This is a genomic window from Sulfurihydrogenibium subterraneum DSM 15120, from assembly GCF_000619805.1.
Taxonomy (GTDB): Bacteria; Aquificota; Aquificia; order Aquificales; family Hydrogenothermaceae; genus Sulfurihydrogenibium; species Sulfurihydrogenibium subterraneum.
This window is the reverse complement of the sequence record NZ_JHUV01000012.1, coordinates 1-18,029: the sequence shown is the minus strand read 5'-3', so window position 1 is coordinate 18,029 and position 18,029 is coordinate 1. Positions and strand designations below refer to the sequence as shown.

General features: G+C 32.5%; 14 protein-coding genes and 1 pseudogene. 5 read left to right on the top strand and 10 right to left on the bottom strand.

Annotated elements, in window-relative coordinates:
• Positions 1-51: 51 nt before the first annotated feature.
• Genes Q385_RS09000 through galE form a run of 9 tightly spaced genes read right to left on the bottom strand, consistent with a single transcriptional unit; the run spans position 52 to position 12,848 of the window.
• Positions 52-2,337, bottom strand: a complete 2,286-nt coding sequence (locus Q385_RS09000; protein ID WP_245596373.1) for a tetratricopeptide repeat protein — start codon at positions 2,335-2,337, stop codon at positions 52-54.
• Positions 2,338-3,531, bottom strand: a complete 1,194-nt coding sequence (locus Q385_RS0106870; protein ID WP_028950955.1) for a tetratricopeptide repeat protein — start codon at positions 3,529-3,531, stop codon at positions 2,338-2,340.
• Positions 3,476-6,205, bottom strand: a complete 2,730-nt coding sequence (locus tag Q385_RS0106865; RefSeq protein ID WP_028950954.1) for a bifunctional glycoside hydrolase/polysaccharide deacetylase family protein — start codon at positions 6,203-6,205, stop codon at positions 3,476-3,478. The genes Q385_RS0106870 and Q385_RS0106865 overlap by 56 nt, the downstream gene beginning before the upstream one ends.
• A complete protein-coding gene (gene pelG, locus Q385_RS0106860) occupies positions 6,171-7,541 on the bottom strand; it encodes an exopolysaccharide Pel transporter PelG (protein WP_028950953.1) in 1,371 nt (456 codons plus the stop codon). The genes Q385_RS0106865 and pelG overlap by 35 nt, the downstream gene beginning before the upstream one ends.
• Complete coding sequence (gene pelF / locus Q385_RS0106855; RefSeq protein ID WP_028950952.1) at positions 7,529-9,055, bottom strand: GT4 family glycosyltransferase PelF; 1,527 nt, start codon at positions 9,053-9,055, stop codon at positions 7,529-7,531. Before pelF ends, pelG begins: the two co-directional genes overlap by 13 nt.
• Positions 9,039-10,034, bottom strand: coding sequence for a tetratricopeptide repeat protein (locus Q385_RS0106850; protein ID WP_028950951.1), 996 nt, complete (start codon positions 10,032-10,034; stop codon positions 9,039-9,041). The genes pelF and Q385_RS0106850 overlap by 17 nt, the downstream gene beginning before the upstream one ends.
• Positions 10,031-11,332, bottom strand: coding sequence for a PelD GGDEF domain-containing protein (locus tag Q385_RS0106845; protein WP_028950950.1), 1,302 nt, complete (start codon positions 11,330-11,332; stop codon positions 10,031-10,033). Before Q385_RS0106845 ends, Q385_RS0106850 begins: the two co-directional genes overlap by 4 nt.
• The gene (locus Q385_RS0106840) at positions 11,333-11,821 is read right to left on the bottom strand and encodes a hypothetical protein (protein ID WP_028950949.1); all 489 of its coding nucleotides are present in this window, start codon (positions 11,819-11,821) and stop codon (positions 11,333-11,335) included.
• A gap of 1 nt (position 11,822) precedes the next feature.
• Positions 11,823-12,848, bottom strand: coding sequence for a UDP-glucose 4-epimerase GalE (gene galE, locus Q385_RS0106835; protein WP_028950948.1), 1,026 nt, complete (start codon positions 12,846-12,848; stop codon positions 11,823-11,825).
• Between the two features lie 377 nt (positions 12,849-13,225).
• On the opposite strand from galE, the pseudogene Q385_RS09605 reads away from it, so the two are divergent.
• The 5 genes and pseudogenes from Q385_RS09605 (at position 13,226) to Q385_RS0106815 (ending at position 17,695) form a co-directional block, all read left to right on the top strand.
• A pseudogene (locus Q385_RS09605) lies at positions 13,226-14,133 on the top strand (potassium-transporting ATPase subunit KdpA).
• A complete protein-coding gene (locus Q385_RS09600) occupies positions 14,046-14,810 on the top strand; it encodes a potassium-transporting ATPase subunit KdpA (protein ID WP_245596376.1) in 765 nt (254 codons plus the stop codon). Before Q385_RS09605 ends, Q385_RS09600 begins: the two are co-directional and overlap by 88 nt.
• Entirely contained in the window at positions 14,782-16,842 is a 2,061-nt protein-coding gene (kdpB, locus tag Q385_RS0106825; RefSeq protein ID WP_028950947.1) for a potassium-transporting ATPase subunit KdpB, read from the top strand. The genes Q385_RS09600 and kdpB overlap by 29 nt, the downstream gene beginning before the upstream one ends.
• A gap of 3 nt (positions 16,843-16,845) precedes the next feature.
• The gene (kdpC, locus tag Q385_RS0106820; RefSeq protein WP_028950946.1) at positions 16,846-17,403 is read left to right on the top strand and encodes a potassium-transporting ATPase subunit KdpC; all 558 of its coding nucleotides are present in this window, start codon (positions 16,846-16,848) and stop codon (positions 17,401-17,403) included.
• A complete protein-coding gene (locus Q385_RS0106815) occupies positions 17,390-17,695 on the top strand; it encodes a hypothetical protein (RefSeq protein WP_028950945.1) in 306 nt (101 codons plus the stop codon). The genes kdpC and Q385_RS0106815 overlap by 14 nt, the downstream gene beginning before the upstream one ends.
• A gap of 23 nt (positions 17,696-17,718) precedes the next feature.
• Here Q385_RS0106815 and Q385_RS0106810 read toward each other — a convergent pair.
• Positions 17,719-18,029 (bottom strand): integrase core domain-containing protein (locus Q385_RS0106810; protein ID WP_028950944.1); only part of this gene is annotated, 311 nt, incomplete at its 5' end.

The window sequence follows — 18,029 nt, the reverse complement described above, 5'->3', positions numbered from 1 at the left end:
GCTACTTTTGGCTTTTTATTAGAAATAAAATTGAAAAAATGAATTTCTCACTCAAGGTATTTTTGTATTAAAACTTATTCTATTATATATGTATCGTGTATAATCGATGTCTATGTATGAGTTTGAGTTAATTGTCTCTAAAACACCAAAACCAACATTTAACTTTCCATTATCGAATATTTTTTGCAAACCCACACTAAAATTCTTCCTTCCATTTATATTTATTAGTCCTGAACCCAATTTTTGTATATCAGATTTACTATACTTCAAAAATACTTTTACATTTTCTTTTATGTATTTATCTAGGTATACATTTTCTTCTAATTCACTAACGCCTCCTCTCTCCGTATATGAAAATTTACCCTCAAATTGAGACATATTCTCAACGATTAAATCTCGTTGTTGTTTGTATAAAAGATAATCATCCGGATTTTCTTCTAATCCTTTATAGCCATACTCCATGGCTTTTTTGAGTTCTCCCGTTCTTGTCAACGCTTCTACTCTATCTCTTATTGGTAAAACATCAATATATTCTTCTAAAAGTTTTTGTTGCCAGTATCTGTCATCCATCCACAATGCTAAATTAAGCTTCATCCAAGGTCTTAAAGAGTATCTATGTTTTTTCATTAAAAACTCTACTTTATTTTGATTTTCTAACATAAATTGATAAGACAAGTATATATCTTGATATACATCAGGATGGAGTTTCGATTTTGCAATTTCTAACCTCTCATTAAACTTCCTTGAGCTTGCAAATTCCATTGCTACTTTTAAATAGTTTTCTAAATCTTCATCTGTATAGTTCCCACTATCTATTTTTTTGTGTAAGTATTTGTATATTTTGTATTTCAAATACAAGCTTTCTTCAAATTTTCCATACAGATTTAATACGTCAGCATATAAAACAATATCACTGAGATTTTTACTACTTTTTAAATTAGACAGTAAATGTAAAGCTTTCTTTCCGTTTTGTAAAAATAGATATAAGAAACCAAATTCTTTTCTTAAATTATTTTCATACTTAGAATATTTTTTAACAATATACTTTGCTAAGTTTTGGTCTGATGTATCTATGGCAGTATAGATAAGTTCAGCTAATATAGTAGGACTAAAGTTTTTATCTAAAGCATTTGAAACTAAGTATAATGCTTTTTCCTTCTCACCAATTTTTAATAAGCTATTTATATATCTGGAAAAAACTAATATAGATTGAGATATTTGAATTTTTTCCTTTTCTACAAAATCAACTATATCTTTATAGTTTTTTAGTCTAAATAAACTTTCTACATAACCTTCTAACAAAATTTGAGCTTTGTATCTTTCATATCCTTCGTAGGCGAATTTTCTGGACTGTTGATAATTTTGCTTATAAAAGTAATAAGTATAAAGCCTTATAAAATCTTGTAAATCAGCTTTATTCATTTGATAAAGCTTAGTTGAAGCATAAACAGAAGTATCAAAATCCTTTAACGACCAAGCTAATCCTGACAAGGTTTTAAGATATTCTACTTTAAGATTTTCGTCCTTTTCATCATTAATATTTCTTATAAAATTCTTCAAGACTTTGTAAGATTCATAAAATCTTCTATTTGAATAAAGAACGTTTGAATACAGTAAAACATCTCGTAAATTTGGATTGTGATTTTCTATAAGTATTTTTCCGTATCGTAAAGCCTCTTTTACATCTCCGTAATTGTAAAGTAAAAATACTAAGTTATAAAGTATTTCCTTATCCTTTTCTTTATTGTAAAGGTTTTCTAAGATTGAAATGAGTTCTTTTACATCTCCTGCGTTGTAGTATATGTAATATATATTTTTTAAGTCTCTATATTTACCCGATTTTACATCTTCTTCAATAATTTGTTTCGCTATGTCAAACCTGTTTACAGCAACAGCCAAGTTTATAAGGTCTTTTTTTAGGTTTTCATCTTTTGTTAATTCAAACAGTTTTAAATACGCCTGCAGACCTTCTTCTGGTTTTTTATTCCATATAGCTATCTGTCCAAGCATTTTTAACCAGTAAGGGTCATTAGGAAAAAGTTCACTTGCCCTTTTAGCTACCTCATAAGCATTCTCTAAATCTTGATTTCCTAAAAATGTTTGAACTAAAAGTTTTAAAAGTTCATTATCTTTTACAACTATGTTTTTCCCAGTTGTCTTTTTAATTTCTTCAGATTTTACATTTTTTTCATAATTGGTATTTTCTTTAATAGTTTTTTCTTCTTTTATTTCTTTTATTTCTTTTTTTTCTATTTCTTGACCTTCTATGACTATATCCTCAACTTCGTTAGCAAATACAGGAGTCGTAAGTAATACGCTTATTAATAGCCTCTTCATCTAAAAACCTCTTTGCTTCATTTCTAAAGCAATTTTATAGGCAAATTTAGGGTCTCCAGTAGCCAGAGATGTCTTTAAAATAAATTTCGCCATCTCTGGGTCTGTTAAAAATTCTTTATAATAACTATCAAGGAAGGTTTTCAAATCATCGTATTTTTTACTCCAAAGTAAAATTTCAAGTGATTTTTTGAAATATTCTTTTCTTTTACTTAGGTTTTTCTCACCTAAAAAAGCTTCTTTATAAGCATTAAAAGCATTGGAATAATCTTTTTGACTTAGATAAATATTTGCCATCAAATCTAACCATTTACTTTTATTTACAGTATCTGTTTTATACAGATTCTGAACAAGATTTAAAGCTGAGTTATAATCTTTTACATACATATAAAGGTTTACTAACTTTTTATAGTAAGTAAATGAGTGTTGGCTATCTATAGTAGCCATTTCTTTTAAAGCTTTTGATGCAGAAGTATAATCTTTTATTGCTACAGATATGTTGTAATACTCGTTAAGCCACTTTAGACTATTGTTTTTATCTATTTTTGATAATCTATATGATAACTTTTGTGCATCTTGATAATGCTGTGTAGCTAACGCTTGAGCGTATGCCTGTTTTAACCAGAATAAATCATCATTTTTTATACTTACAGCCTTCATTGCCGTTTTATAAGCAATATCTACAAATGCCATTGAAAGTGATTCGTTGTATATATCTTTTAAAGTATTTAAATTAGTAGTAGAATTTAAGCTGTCTAACAAAATCTTACGCATTTGTTTTATTAACTCTTGTTGTCTTTCATTCGAAGTATTTTTAGAAAAGTATTCTACTTTTAATATCCTATAACTTAAAATTTTTGCTTTAGACCTTATTTCAGGATCACTGTCTGATTCTAAATTCTTCAGTATAGTAAGAGCCTTTTCCTTATAACCAAGGTTTATGTATCTTTCGGCAAGCAATAATCTCAAATTATCGTCATCAGTTATTCTTATCAAATTTTCCAGATAAATGTTAGATAAATCTATATTTGTATCTTCTTGAAAGATTAACTTTTCAATTTTTCCCTTTGGAAATATTGCCACAGAAAGCACTACAACTATTAAAACAAATCCAAAAATTTCCTTATAGGAAAAAATCTCTTTAGTTGCAGTAGGCTTCCACATAGGCTTCTTTTTCTTTTGTAAATCTATATTCATATATGTGCTTATCTCCGAATTTTTGAGAATAACCTTTTGGCTGTATACTTACTTTACAATTTCGGTTAAAAATCTTAAATTCTAAAGGAATATAACTTTTTAGATGAATTTTAATTTTATTTTCTTCTACTTTAAACTCTGCTATCTGACCGTTAGAATCTATCAAGTAAAAATTTGGTAGTGTATTGCTAAAACTTAATTTGTAATCAGCTGAATTATCTAAATGAATGTAAGTACTAGCGTTGATATTTTTAAAACCAACTACACCTTTACTATTAAATACATCTACTTTAACATCTTTATCTATTCTAACTGTTTTAAGATTGCCTTCTCCCCTTATAACAATAGAATCATCTCTAACATCTTTACAGACAGCAGTATTTCTAAATTCTAAAACTCTTTGGTCATACTCGGATAAAAACATAGGATTAACTTCTTGAGATAAAGCATATTGGTATACTTCATCTAAAGCCTTCAAAGATAAAAGTTTTTGCCCAGAGTAAAAGTGATAGTATATGGCGATAGGTTTAAATCTGTAAGGTTTATCTATAAGTTTGTATGTGCTTACAACGTTTACATAACCAAAGTAGTCTCTCCATAAGTTTGTATAAATATTTTCATTTTGAATTGGTGCATAGATTTGAAAAAATTCATCTCTGTTTAATCCCATTGGTCCTATAAAACTAAAAAATGGATTTTTGGCATCTATAGTAGTATCACCACCGTTAGTGTTGTATATTTTTAGTTTATATGTTGTTTTAAGAGCTTCTTCACTTGGAACGCAATCACCTGTCCATAAAAAAACTTTTACTTTTTTATCTTTCGGAGCTAAATTTTCGTTAATATATTTAACAGAACCAATAATTTCTCTTTCTAATGAGAATGTATAACCTTTTATTTGTAAATTATAAACTTCTACATATTCATGGTTTTGCGATAACTTTTCTATTTTTATCCATTTAAAAGGGTGGGAAAAAGAATGACTTGCTACTTCTACATTATCTAGCTGGAATATAGACCTTGCTACTTCTTCTAAATGCTTACTCTTTTCAGGATAAAGGCCTTCTCGAGATACTTCTCCTTCTATAATTGATACAGTGTGTGGAATATTATACTTTTTTATAATTTTATCTCTTATGATTTCTCCTGTTGTTTTGGAAGGGTCAAAATCTGCCACTCCAAAAAAAGCGTCTCCATCAATGTGGGCTGTAAGTATTCTTCTTCCATTTTCCGTCGTAATGTCCAAAGCTGGAAAATCTGGATTAAAAATGTCTCTAAAAACTTTTACAGGGTCAAAAATAAATAAAGCATCATCACCAATAAGCCTTAAGAAACTTCCTTCTAAAGCATAACCTCCCCAAGTTGTAATTGCAAAAGGGATAAAAGTTTTATTATTGTATTTTATAGTCAGTACTGGGTTTGCGTTTTCTATACTGACTAAGGGAATACTTTCTAATTCAGGCTCAATTTCAAAGTAATTGTATTTTCTTTCTAAAACTTCTGCTTTATTAAATGGTGATTTCATTCCATAATAATTTATTCCTAAAGAGCTTAATAAGTCTTCAGATACAGGGAAAAAATCAAGAAAAAAAACTTTTAATCCGTCATCAATTTGTTTTTTTACCCAATCGATAAACTGTTTTTCGTTTTCTACTTTTGATAATCTTATTAAAACCCCTGCATACTCGTCAACTAAAAATCTGTCAGGTAATCCTTTTTGAATGTCGTATAACACGGGAACGTATCCTAAATACTCAACATATACCTGATATAATCTATGAATCGCTGAATATGCTACATCATTTTCTTTGGAATCATAGAACATAAGAACTTTTCTTGGTATTAATTGATAAATACTTGTGCCTAATGTTTGTAAATTTTTGTCTGCTACATAAGGTATAAATCCAAGCTGATATATTTCTTTTGCTACTTCTTTTGCCAATTTTTTATTTTTAGGGTCTACATAATCGATGACTATAACTTTAAAACCTAAATTTTTAATTTGATTCAACTTGTTTAAAAGCCACTGAGTATCTTCCTGACTCATTTTTTTATACTTCATACTTTTTACATCAATTCCATAGAAAAGGCTCTCTGTAACATATCCATCTACAACTCCTACAACTTTATCAGCTATTTCAAAACCTCTATTTACTAAAATAATTTTGTCTGGGTATCTTTTTCTTACTTCTTTTAGAAAATCTGCCATGGCATCTTCGTAAGATTTAAACTCCTGTGGATTTAAAACGTGCTGATAGCTATCAAGTGTATCAAAAAATATTCCATCAAACCTATCAAGATTTTTTATCACTTTTCTCAATAAAAATCTTTGATATTCTTTATTCCTTATATCTGCAATGTAAGTTTTCCAAGCTTTATTTTCTCCTAAAATCCACTCTTTTTTAATATCTTTGTAATAACTTCTATAAGGCTCTATCTCTCCAAGGGATATATAAGCTATTAGTTTAGCTTTTTTATTTTTAATGTAGAATTTTTCATCAAACTTCTCCCAAGAAAAATTATCTGGGTCTACAACAAGCCAATCATAAAGGTAAAAGGCTTCCTCTGGTGGTTGTCTGTAAATAAAACCAATTGCAATATCTTTAGCAAAAGATTTTGAAAAAATCCCCATAAATATATTAAACAAACATAAAAGTCCTATAATGAACCTCATCTAAGAACCTCCTGAGCAAAATAATAGCAACAACATTACTAACCAATAAGGAAAAAATAAAACCGTATCCGTAGTAATAAGGTCCTAAATATATCGTAATTAATGAAAAAATAAAGTTTGTAATTGCAAATATAAGTGAAGAAACCATTGCTTCTATTCTCCTATCAAAATAGTTTAAAATTGCTAAAATAGACATAAATATAAGTTGAAGATATGTACCAAGCATAAGTATGTGTAATAAGGGAATATAAAGCAGGGAAATGTTAAATAATTTGAGCAAAAATTCATCAAACAGTAAAAATATTACAAAGGCTATTCCCTGAATCCTCATTGTATCTAATACGACGTTTCTGGCGGAGAGAATCATCTCATCTCCGTATTCGTATATTTTAGGTAATGTAGCTCCTTCTCTAACAGCTTTATAATATCTATCGTAATACTCGGCGAATTCCATTTCTAATTTTAAGAAAAATATTGCCATACCGGGAGCTATGGATATATAAGCTAAAAACATAGGAATATCATAAACTAAAGAAGATCTTATAGGCCCTAAAATTTCAACACTTGTAAAAGGTGTAAACCAGAACACAAACTTATCAACCCATACACCAATGTTATAGAAAAATCCTGAGAATATTAATGATATATAAATTTTATCTTTATCAAAAAAATCAAATCTAAGTATACTGTCTGAATCATGATTTTTTATCATATAACCTATCAACATATAGAAAAGTAAAGATTGTCCTAAAAAGAAAGAAAGCAATAATCCATTTAAACCAAACTTTACAAAAAGTAGAGAAAGTACTAAAAAAGTTAAATATCCCAATGCAAAAGATAAAACTATGAATTTATAACTTTTTAAACTACTTAATACAACATTTACAATCCACAAACCACAAAATATTGTATAATTAAACGAATACAAAATTATAAAAAGAGAGCCCTGTTCCTTAAAAAATATTAACCCAAATAAAAGAGAGATAATAAACCCTATTGCCATATTTAAAATCATATTACCTAATAGGTTCGGAAGAACTAAATTATATTTTTTTTCAAAAATTCTGTCTGCTATAAATCTTGTAATCATTAGTTGGGAAAAGCCAGTTAATATTAAACTAAAAGCTACAAGATAAGTAATAATAACTTGAAACTGTATAATTACTCTCTTATCGCTAACAAAAGGACTAAGTAAATAGTAAGATAAAATTAAAGTTGTGATAGATATTAAATATGGACCAGCACTTAAAAATGTAGAATATCCAAAAGCCTTTGCTATAGAACCTAAAGTCCTTTCTCTTAAAACCTTTCTTAATTCAAAGCTTATCCCTGCCATTTGCTCCTCATATCCGTATAAATCTTTCTATAATTATTAAGAAACTGGCTTTTAGTATAAAAAGTATTTACACGCTTTATTGCAGCTTCTTGACAAGATTTCCATAGATTTTCATCTTCCAATAGTTTTATGTAAGCTTCTGCTAATTTTTCAGGATTAGCTATAGGAACAACCTTTCCAGCTTTTCCTATTTTTATATCTTCTTCATTTAAGCCACCATATATAAGTTGACGGCAAGATCCAACGTCTGTTGCGACACACGGGACTCCAGCTGCAAAACCTTCTAACACAACCAGAGGCATACCTTCACTTATAGATGTAAGCGTAAGTATTCCTGTTTTAGGAAATATATCTTTTGGATTTTGAAATCCAAGAAATTTTACGTTATTTTTTAACTTAAAAGTTTCCACAAGATTTAAACACTCATTGTAATAGTCAGGGTCTTCATCAGTAGGACCTACTATCCACCCCTCTACATCAGGAATCTTATTACTTACAATTCTCATAGCTTTAATAAATGTCTTAATATCCTTTATCGGAACAACCCTACCTAAAAGAGTAATTACTTTTGGAATATATTCAGGTCTTTGTCGTAAAGGTTTTGAATATCCTTCTACATCAACTCCATTTGGGATAACTATACATTTATCAGGGTCAGCTCCGTATAATATTTGAATTTCTCTTGCTGTGGAAAAAAGAGAAATTATTACACTACTTGCTTTGTAGATAAATTTTCCAATACTTTCAAAAAATCTTATCCAAAGATTCCTTATGTGATCAAGTTCTCCTATATCCTTCTGGAAAAATAATCTTTTGTCTACAAGCCAATCAGTATTTAACAAATCTATTTTTCTTTCTCTTGTATAGATTCCATGCTCTGTTAATATAAATGGTTTTTTTCTATCGTAAGAGAGTAAAGATGCTAAAAATCCTGCATATCCGGTTGATGGACTATGTACTATCTCAAAATTAGGGATTTTTTTTGCTAGACCAGACACAACAAAAATAGGTGCATGAATATTTCTTATAGTCCAAAAATAATCTACAAATGGGGTTTCTACTGCATAATTAGCATACATATTTATAATAAAATCCCAAGATTCCTTACTATATAAAAATATTTCCTTCGTTATCTCTTCTGTATAAAAGGACAAAGATTTTAATTTATCTGGAAATTCCAATTCTGTGTTATGAAATTCTTTAAACCATTTATGAAGAAATTCAATGTATGAAAAAATTTCTTTTTTAGCTTTTATCCCTTCGGAAATAACAGATTCTTTAAATTCAAAAAGATAATCTACAGACAAATATACAAGATTATCTGGAAGTTTGTATTTTATATCTCCATAATCTTCTGGTCTACTACCTAAAAATATTACACCAAAATTAAAATCTGAAAGGCCATTTATTAAATCGTGTATCCACGTAGATACTCCACCACGAATATAAGGATAAGTACCTTCAGCTATCAATAATATATCTATTTTTTTCTCCTTATCAATTATAACCGACATCTCCCACCCAAAAATCCTTTACAAATTTAACTCTAACATCTAAGATTAAGTCTAATTCTTTTAAAATACTTTTTACAGATTTGTAATCTCTCATGTAAAAATAACATTCAGCAAGATAAGGAATTACTTTTGATTTTATATTTTTATCTTTAACTGCTTCTTCTAAAAATTTAATTGCTTTTTCTACATCTTTTAATTTTAAATAAATCCTTCCCAAAAGAAAATAAACATAAGGGTCTTTTTTTATCTCTAAAGATTTTAATGCATAACTTTTTGATTCTTCTATCATAAAGCTTTTAAACTCTTCATCAACAATGTTATACAAAACAAAATCCCAGTAAAGTTGAGCTAGAGCTTTATATATTTCTGCTTTTTCATCATCAGTAATATCATCTTTTTTTAATTTATTTTCCAAATCATGCACTTTTTCGGTCATTTCTTTTTCCATTTTTGAAATCAAACTAAAGGCAAGTAATCTAATTTCATCAATAGGATTACTTAAATTTTCCTTTATTAAATTAAAAACAAAAGGAGATTTTAAATCGGCCAAAGCCAAAAAAGCTTTTTCCTTTAAATATTTAGGAACATTTTTGTCTTTTATTAAGCTAACTAACCCACCTTCTCCAAACCTCCTTCCATAAAAATCTATATCTTCATTATAGATTTCATCTAAAGAAAAAGCTTCAACAGGTTTATATTCAATATTCTTTTGCGTTCTTAAAAGATATAAAGACAAAACAAAAAGAAAAATAAATCCTGCTATAAATGTAAAAAATCCAAAGAAAAATAAAAAAGTAAAACTTTCCTTCTTTTTATTTCTATATTTTTTCGGTATTAAAAATAATAAAGTACTAGAAAGAAGAAAAATAGCAATACTATGAAATATGATATAGATTCCTACACTAATGTAAATATTTTCACTAAAAAGAAAAAGAATACCAAATATTTCACTTATAACAGAATAGAGAATATTCTTCATTTTTTTAAACCTTTATCATCTTTTGCTATATCAAAATAATTTGTGTAGATTTTATCTATTATAGCTTTAATATCTTTATCTATAAGTTCTATTGTATACTTAACATTTTCTTCTAAAAATTTTTCAGAATAAAAATCCCTTATTAGTTGAGTTATTCTTCTTACAAAACTTTGAGCACCACTAAATGGTGTAAATGGTAATAAAATAGGTAAAATAAAGAATCCTTTATCTACCTTCAAACTATCCATAATATCAAGACCTCTAAGTTTTGTTTTTAAAAATAATGGAAAATTTTGATCATCAGTTTTAACATAAAAAATCACTAATGTAGACTCTATATTAAAGCTTTTATAAATTTGATACATTCTATAGACTTCTTTTATAAAATCTATATCAAATTCTTTGTAGGACAGGATAATTTCTTTTATATTTTTAAGTACCTCATTTTCTTTTAATATATAGAACATAAATAGATTTATCATCAAAAGAGTATCTAGGTTTAAGAATAAAAAGTTCATATCCTTTATAACAAATAGATAGTATAGATCTTCTTTTTTTACAGGAATAACGGCTAAATATTCTGAATATTCTTCTACCTGTGAAATATATGTTATAGCATCATCTTCTATTGATTTTTTTATTAAAACATCATCAAAATTTATTTTAAAATTTTCATTTATTGAAGTAATACTTTCAAAACTATTTTTTTCAATAGAATAAGTAACAATAGCAGCATCATATACATTTTGCGTAGTAGATACAAATTTTAATAAAAATTCTAAAGGTTCTTTTTCGTCTTTTGAGACTAACATCTTTTCTCTAATATTTAATATTACACTTCTTATACTTACAGGTTTAACAATGTACTGTTTTTCAAGCTGATCATGAGATATTTTTAAAAGCATCAATTCCCTAGCTAAGTCTCTGAGTTTATCATCTGTATATTTAAATTTTTCTTCAGATTTTTTTAGATTTTGAGACCAATAATAGTTAAATTCTGACGAAACTAACGTAAATAAAAACATCCATAGAAAATAAGATAAATAAAGTTCCTTATAATAAAACATCATAACTAAAAAAATTAATATTAGTACAATTACTCCAGCAGTTAAACCGTAGTAAAGTGTCAAGACAAGTAGAGGCAATAAGTAAAATAAATAACCATACTGAGCATTTATGAATAAGGGATCACTTGGATTTGTATATATTCCAATTCCAACTAAAACCATAAAAAATAGTATTATTTCAGCTAAAAGTATCTTTATACTTAAGCCGCTGAAAATTTTAGTTAAAAACATTTATGGAACAATTCCATTCAATATTTTTTGTGCCACAGTAGTAAGAGATTCATGAGCCCATCCTGTTTTTGAGCCAACAGCCGTATAAATAACTCTATCATTTTTAATATCGTATATTTTTAAAGTTATACTCACAGCAGGCTCACCATCTATCCCTGTTTTATATCTAAACTCGTTAACAGTTCCAGTTATCGCATAGTCATAGTTTTCTTCTTTAAGTTTACTGATAATTTCTTTTATTTCTTCTTCTTTATAATCTTTTTCATTATTAATAACAAAATTTTTCGCATTGTATCCCTTAGAGTTTAAAACACCATAAGCAATAGAAGTTATTCTTAATCCAGCTAAAGGTGTTTCTGTATAGTTTTCAAACGGAAGTATAACTATAGTTTTGTTCTTTAAATCTAAGTTAGCTTTCTCTGTATTAACTACACTGGAGCATCCTATCAAAAGTATACTAAATAGCAAAAGAGCAAAAAACTTTTTCATCTTAAACCTCCTCCTTTAACAACTTTTTTTCCCACTCTAAAGCTGTTTTACAAATAAGTTTCAAATCATTATATTTAGGTTGCCATTTCATTTTTTCTTTTATTTTAGAATTATCAGCTATTAAAATAGCTGGGTCTCCTTCTCTTCTACCTGTAATTTCCACTTTAAAGTCTACACCTGAAACTTCTTTCATAGTATTTATAACCTCTAAAACAGAGTATCCATAGCCATAACCACAGTTAAATACATCACTATTATTATCGTTTAAATACTCTAAAGCTTTAATGTGAGCTTCTGCTAAGTCATCTACATGTATGTAATCTCTTATACAAGTTCCATCTTTGGTTGGATAATCTGTTCCAAAAATGTACATTTTTTCTCTTTTTCCAACAGCTGTTTCAGCTGCAACTTTTATTAGATGAGTTGCATTTGGAAATCTTTGACCTATTCTAATTTTTATGTCAGCACCAGCTACGTTAAAGTATCTAAGAATCACATATTTAAATTCTGGATAGGCTAAACCACAGTCTTTTAATACAGTTTCACTCATAAGCTTACTCATACCATAAGGATTTATAGGTTTTGTTGGGGTTGTTTCTTTGACTGGTATTTCATCTGGCTGACCATAAACAGCAGCTGTAGAAGAAAAAATAAATTTGTTAACATTATTTTCTATACATAGCTTAATTAAATTTGTTGTGTTTACTGTGTTATTCATATAATACTTTATGGGATTTTTTACACTTTCTGGAACAATTATACTTGCTGCAAAATGTATAACAGCATCAAACTTTTTTGCTTTGATTATTCCTTCTATCAGAGAAAAATTACTTAAATCAGCTTCTATAAAATCTAAATTATTATCTTTATTGCTTAATTTTGCTATATCTCTTAAAGTTTTGATTGTTTTTATTGAACCAGTGGATAAGTTATCTATAATAGTGATTTTATAATCTGTTTCTTCTAATAACTGTTTAACAACATGACTTCCTATGTATCCAGCTCCTCCAGTTATTAAAATATTCATAAAAACTCCATTTTAAATGTTATTTAAATTATTATACTATACGTTGAGTGAGAGATTAGGGGAAAATTTATTTTTTTATGAGCTATTAACTGACCTTCGTTTAATCATAACACATTCTGAATTTTTATATATAAAATCAGATTTAACTATTAATCAATTTATTAAATATTTGATAAAATATAGTCATTTATATAACATAAATTAATTTTAGATACTACGAAGGAGGCAAAGTTGTGTGTGACGCATTCTGCATAAAAGATCTTCTGCAGTTTCTTATGTTTGTCATAATTCTCCTGATTACCACACCATTGATAGGAAGATACATGGCAGAGGTATTTAGTGCAGAACCTCTTCCGTGAGAAAGATTTATTTACAGGATGCTCCGTTTAGTTCCATTGGAAGAGATGGACTGGAAGGGGTACTTTCTACATCTTTTTAGTTTTAATGTATTAGGTTTAGTAGATATGTTTTTGGTGCTTTTCTTTCAAAACCTACTACCTCTCAACCCACAGGAGTTTAATGGCTTTCCTTTGGATTTAGCACTGAACACAGCGGTTAGCTTTACTACTAATACCAACTGGCAGGCTTACTCGGGAGAGAGTGCAGCCAGCTATGCATCTCAGATGCTGGGTCTTACAGTCCAGAACTTCCTTTCTGCCTCTACTGGCATAGTGGTAGCTGTGGCTCTCATAAGAGGGTTAAAGAGGACAGAGACGCCATACATAGGCAACTTCTGGGTGGACATGGTCAGAGCTACCCTTTATGTGCTTTTACCCATATCTATAGCCGGCGCGCTCTTTCTGGTAAATCAGGGGTTATTCAGAACCTTAATTCTTATTTGAAGGTGGAGCTTTTAGACCCTGCTCTTAAAGGTAAGCAGCAGGACATACCTATGGGACCGATAGCTTCTCAGGAAGTTATAAAGCTCCTTGGAACCAACGGGGGTGGATTTTTCAAGGCTAACTCTGCTCATCCCTTTGAAAATCCTACATCCCTTTCCAACTTCTTTGAGTGTCTTCTTATGCCTTTGATTTCCACCGCACTTACCTACACCTTCGGAAAGCTAACAGGTAGGCAAAGGCTCGGCTGGGTGATATTTGGCGTCATGCTCTTTTTCTTTACAAGTGCGTACCTTACAGAGTATTGGGCTATGAGCCAGCTTCCACCCAGCTATGAAAAGCTTGGCATAAGCGGTCCATATGTGAAGGTCAGGAAACGAGGTTCGGACTCGGAGGCTCTGCTCTCTTTGGAGCGGTCACAGACTCTGCAGAGACGGGTGCGGTAAACGGTATGTTTGACTCTTACCTTCCTTTAGCGGATATGGTTCTCCTCATGCTTATGGGTGCGGGTGTGGTCTTTGGAGGAGTTGGAGCTGGTCTTTATGGCATGCTTGCCTACATGATAATAGCCTCCTTTATAGCAGGGCTTATGGTGGGAAGGGTGCCTGAATTTCTCCAGAAAAAGCTTTACCCGAAGGACATGTGGGCAAGTGTAGTGACTGCTCTTACCCCTACTCTCCTAGTTCTGGTTTTGACCTCCATAGCTCTTTTAACTAAAATTGGAACAAGTTCTATCCTTAACCCCGGTCCTCACGGCGTTTCCGAGGTGCTGTATGCTTATACCTCCACCGCCAACAACAACGGTAGTGCCTTTGCAGGATTAAATGCCAACACCGTATTTTACAATCTAACTATTGCTCTTGCCATGTTTGCAGGCAGGTTTGTGGTGATATTTGCGGTGCTTATGCTGGCATGGAGTTTTGCCCAGAAGAGGTTGGTTCGAGTGGCTCCCGGAAGCCTAAGAGAAGACAGCCTTACCTTTGCGGTGTGGCTAGTCTTTACCGTGCTCTTACTCAATGTGCTGGGATTCTTCCCAGCCCTCTCTATGGGTCCTGTGCTGGAGCACTTTCTGCTTTACGGGGGGGTAGGTAGCCATGAAAAAACGGGATGTATCTGTATTTAGCAGGGATATTCTATTTGAAGCATTGATAGATTCCTTTAGGAAACTAAATCCCTTAGAGCTCTGGCGCAACCCTGTAATCTTTCTCGTTGAGGTGGCAAGCCTGATAATAACTATTGAGTTCTTCCTGGAGCTTTCCAAAGTTAAAAGAGGTCTTGCGTGGTTTAGCGGATGGACCGTTTTCTGGCTGTGGCTTACGGTGATATTTTCTAACTTTGCGGAAAGTCTTTCGGAAATCAGAGGAAAGGCAAGGGCTGAATCTCTAAAAAGCTATAAAACTACCATCATGGCAAAAAAGCTGGAGAGTCCAGACCCAAACGCTCCCTTTGTAGAAGTACCCTCTACAGAGCTGAAAAAGGGAGATTTTGTGCTGGTGCAGGAGGGAGAGCTAATCCCTGGCAAAGGTGAGATAGTGGTGGGTGCTGCCCTTGTAAACGAGGCTGCAGTTACAGGAGAGTCTACACCGGTTTTAAGAGAGGCAAGCTCTGACAGGAGCGCAGTTTTGGGAGGCACCAAGGTGGTGGCCGGAAACATAGTGGTGCGTATCACCGCAAACCCTGGAGAGACCTTCCTGGACAAGATGATAAGCATGATAGAGGGGGCGAAACGCAGAAAAACCCTTAATGAGATTGCTCTTGAGGTACTTTTGGTATCTCTGACCGTTGTATTTCTCCTGGTGGCCTTCAACGCTCGGGCTATTTCAGAGTATCTTGTTGCTGTCAGCAATAGGGGAGAGCCTATGTCTCTTGCTGTGCTGGCTTCCATTTTTGTGAGTCTTGCACCCACCACCATAGCGGCACTCCTGCCAGCCATAGGTATTGCGGGTATGGATAGGCTGTTTAGAAGAAATGTGATAGCTCTCTCCGGAAGAGCCATAGAGGCAGCAGGAGATGCCAACGTTCTGCTTCTGGATAAGACGGGAACTATAACACTAGGCAACCGTATGGCTTCAGAGTTTATACCCGTTGGTAATCACAGCTTTGAGGATTGTATCTGGACAGCTATGATAGCTTCCATAGCGGACGAGACTCCAGAAGGTAAGAGTATAATGGAACTTGCCAAAAAAACCCTCGGAGTGCGCTCGGACGCTCTTCCCAGAAATGTTAAGGTCATCCCCTTCTCATCAGAAACCAAGATGAGCGGTGTGGAGGTAGACGGACACAGCTACCGTAAGGGAGCCTTTAGCGCGGTAAAAGACTACATCCAAAAAATTGGAGGAGAGGTGCCTCACGAGGTGGAAGTTGTGGTGGCAAAGATAGCCATGTCGGGAGGAACCCCACTGGTGGTGGTAAAGGACAAAGAAGTAATTGGAGTGGTGGCTCTAAAAGATGTTCTCAAACAAGGCATAAAGGCAAGGCTTGCCAGACTCAGAAGCATGGGCATAAAGTCAATAATGATTACGGGAGACAATCCCCTTACTGCCGCTGCCATAGCCAAGGAAGCAGGAGTGGATGATTTTGTGGCTGAGGCAAAGCCGGAGGACAAGCTAAAACTCGTGAAAGAGCTCCAGGCTCAGGGTTATGTAGTTGCCATGACGGGGGACGGGACCAACGATGCGCCAGCCCTTGCACAGGCAGATGTGTCAGTTGCCATGAACGCAGGAACTCAGGATGCAAGAGAAGCTGCCAACATAATAGACTTAGACTCAGACCCATCCAAACTACTTGACATCGTGGAAGTAGGCAAAAACATGCTTATCACCAGAGGTACCCTCACCACCTTTTCCATAGATAACGATATAGCCAAGTACTTTGTAATAGTTCCTGAATCAGTTGCACCCATCTATCCAGACCTTAATAAATTAAACATTCTGCACCTTGAAAATCCATACATAGCCATCCTGTCTGCGGTCATTTTCAACGCTCTGGTGATTCCAGCTTTAACCCCTCTGGCACTGAAAGGAGCCTTTTACAAGTCCATACCTCCCAGCAGGTTGTTTCTCTACAACCTTCTGGTCTACGGTCTTGGTGGGATAATAGCTCCCTTCGTGTTTATAAAGCTCATATATCATCTTATAGAACTCTTTGTGAGGTAAGCCATGTGGAAAACCTTTAGAATTTATATCTTCTTATTCGTCATAACTGGGTTGATATACCCTCTCGTGATTACTGGTCTTGCCCATCTCCTTTTTAAGGAAAAGGCAAAGGGAAGCATAATTTATAAAGATGGCAAACCCGCAGGTTCTGAGCTTATAGCCCAGCCCTTTGTCAGCAGAGGACTCTTCTGGAGTAGACCATCCGCAGTGGACTATAACCCCCTCAGCAGTGGGGGTTCCAACTTGGCACCTACCAGCCCTAAACTTTACAAACAGGTAAGCCAAAGAGTAAAGCTTTTCAAAGGAAAGCCCGTGTCTTCTTACCTGGTTTTTGCCTCAGGAAGCGGTTTTAACCCACACCTCCCACCTTCCGCTGTATACTTTCAGATAAAGAGGGTTTCAAAAGAGACGGGACTGCCAGAAGAAGAGCTGAAAAAGCTTATAGAGAAGCACACCGAGGGTAGGACCCTTGGCTTAATGGGACAGGAAAGGGTAAACATACTGAAGCTAAACATGGAACTTTTAAAACTCATGGAGATTAGCACTCATGGAAGACCTTGAAGAAAGACCAAGTCCCGAAGAGCTCCTTGAGCTGGTAGAGTCCGTTGAAAATGTGGAATTTGATGTGGGTAAGGGATACCTTACCGTTTACTTTAGATACGCACCGGGAGTGGGCAAAACCTATTCAATGCTCTACGATGCACACCTTCTGCTTGAGAAAGGCATTGACATAGTGGTGGGTTATGTGGAAACTCACGGCAGAGCGGAAACCGAGGCTCTTCTGAAAGATTTAGAGATTATAGAGCCTGTCATTTACGATTACAAGGGACTGTATAAGTTCTATACATCATGAACACCCACACCTAAAAAATTTTATCACTTTTTATTAACTATGTCTGCAGGAGTTTTATATCCTAAAGAGTAGTGCGGTCTTATAAAATTGTATTTTTCCACATAACTACTTAATCTTCTATTTATCTCATCTATCGTATATTCCATTTTCTCTATAAACCATAATTCCTCTTCTATTGTCCTTATTAATCTTTCTACAGCTCCATTTGTCTTTGGACTTCTTGGATAGCTAAAGTAATGCTCTATCCCTATCTCATTTAAATATTTGTCAAACTCCCCTAAAAACTCGCTCCCATTGTCTGTCTGTACTCTCTTTATATCAAAGTTAAAATAAT

Coding starts and splice junctions, on each gene's coding strand:
- kdpC (WP_028950946.1), top strand. CDS start 16,846: ATGTGGAAAACCTTTAGAATTTATATCTTCTTATTCGTCATAACTGGG.
- Q385_RS0106840 (WP_028950949.1), bottom strand. CDS start 11,821: ATGAAAAAGTTTTTTGCTCTTTTGCTATTTAGTATACTTTTGATAGGA.
- galE (WP_028950948.1), bottom strand. CDS start 12,848: ATGAATATTTTAATAACTGGAGGAGCTGGATACATAGGAAGTCATGTT.
- Q385_RS0106845 (WP_028950950.1), bottom strand. CDS start 11,332: ATGTTTTTAACTAAAATTTTCAGCGGCTTAAGTATAAAGATACTTTTA.
- Q385_RS09000 (WP_245596373.1), bottom strand. CDS start 2,337: ATGAAGAGGCTATTAATAAGCGTATTACTTACGACTCCTGTATTTGCT.
- Q385_RS0106865 (WP_028950954.1), bottom strand. CDS start 6,205: ATGAGGTTCATTATAGGACTTTTATGTTTGTTTAATATATTTATGGGG.
- Q385_RS0106870 (WP_028950955.1), bottom strand. CDS start 3,531: ATGAATATAGATTTACAAAAGAAAAAGAAGCCTATGTGGAAGCCTACT.
- Q385_RS0106815 (WP_028950945.1), top strand. CDS start 17,390: ATGGAAGACCTTGAAGAAAGACCAAGTCCCGAAGAGCTCCTTGAGCTG.
- kdpB (WP_028950947.1), top strand. CDS start 14,782: ATGAAAAAACGGGATGTATCTGTATTTAGCAGGGATATTCTATTTGAA.
- Q385_RS0106850 (WP_028950951.1), bottom strand. CDS start 10,034: ATGAAGAATATTCTCTATTCTGTTATAAGTGAAATATTTGGTATTCTT.
- pelF (WP_028950952.1), bottom strand. CDS start 9,055: ATGTCGGTTATAATTGATAAGGAGAAAAAAATAGATATATTATTGATA.
- pelG (WP_028950953.1), bottom strand. CDS start 7,541: ATGGCAGGGATAAGCTTTGAATTAAGAAAGGTTTTAAGAGAAAGGACT.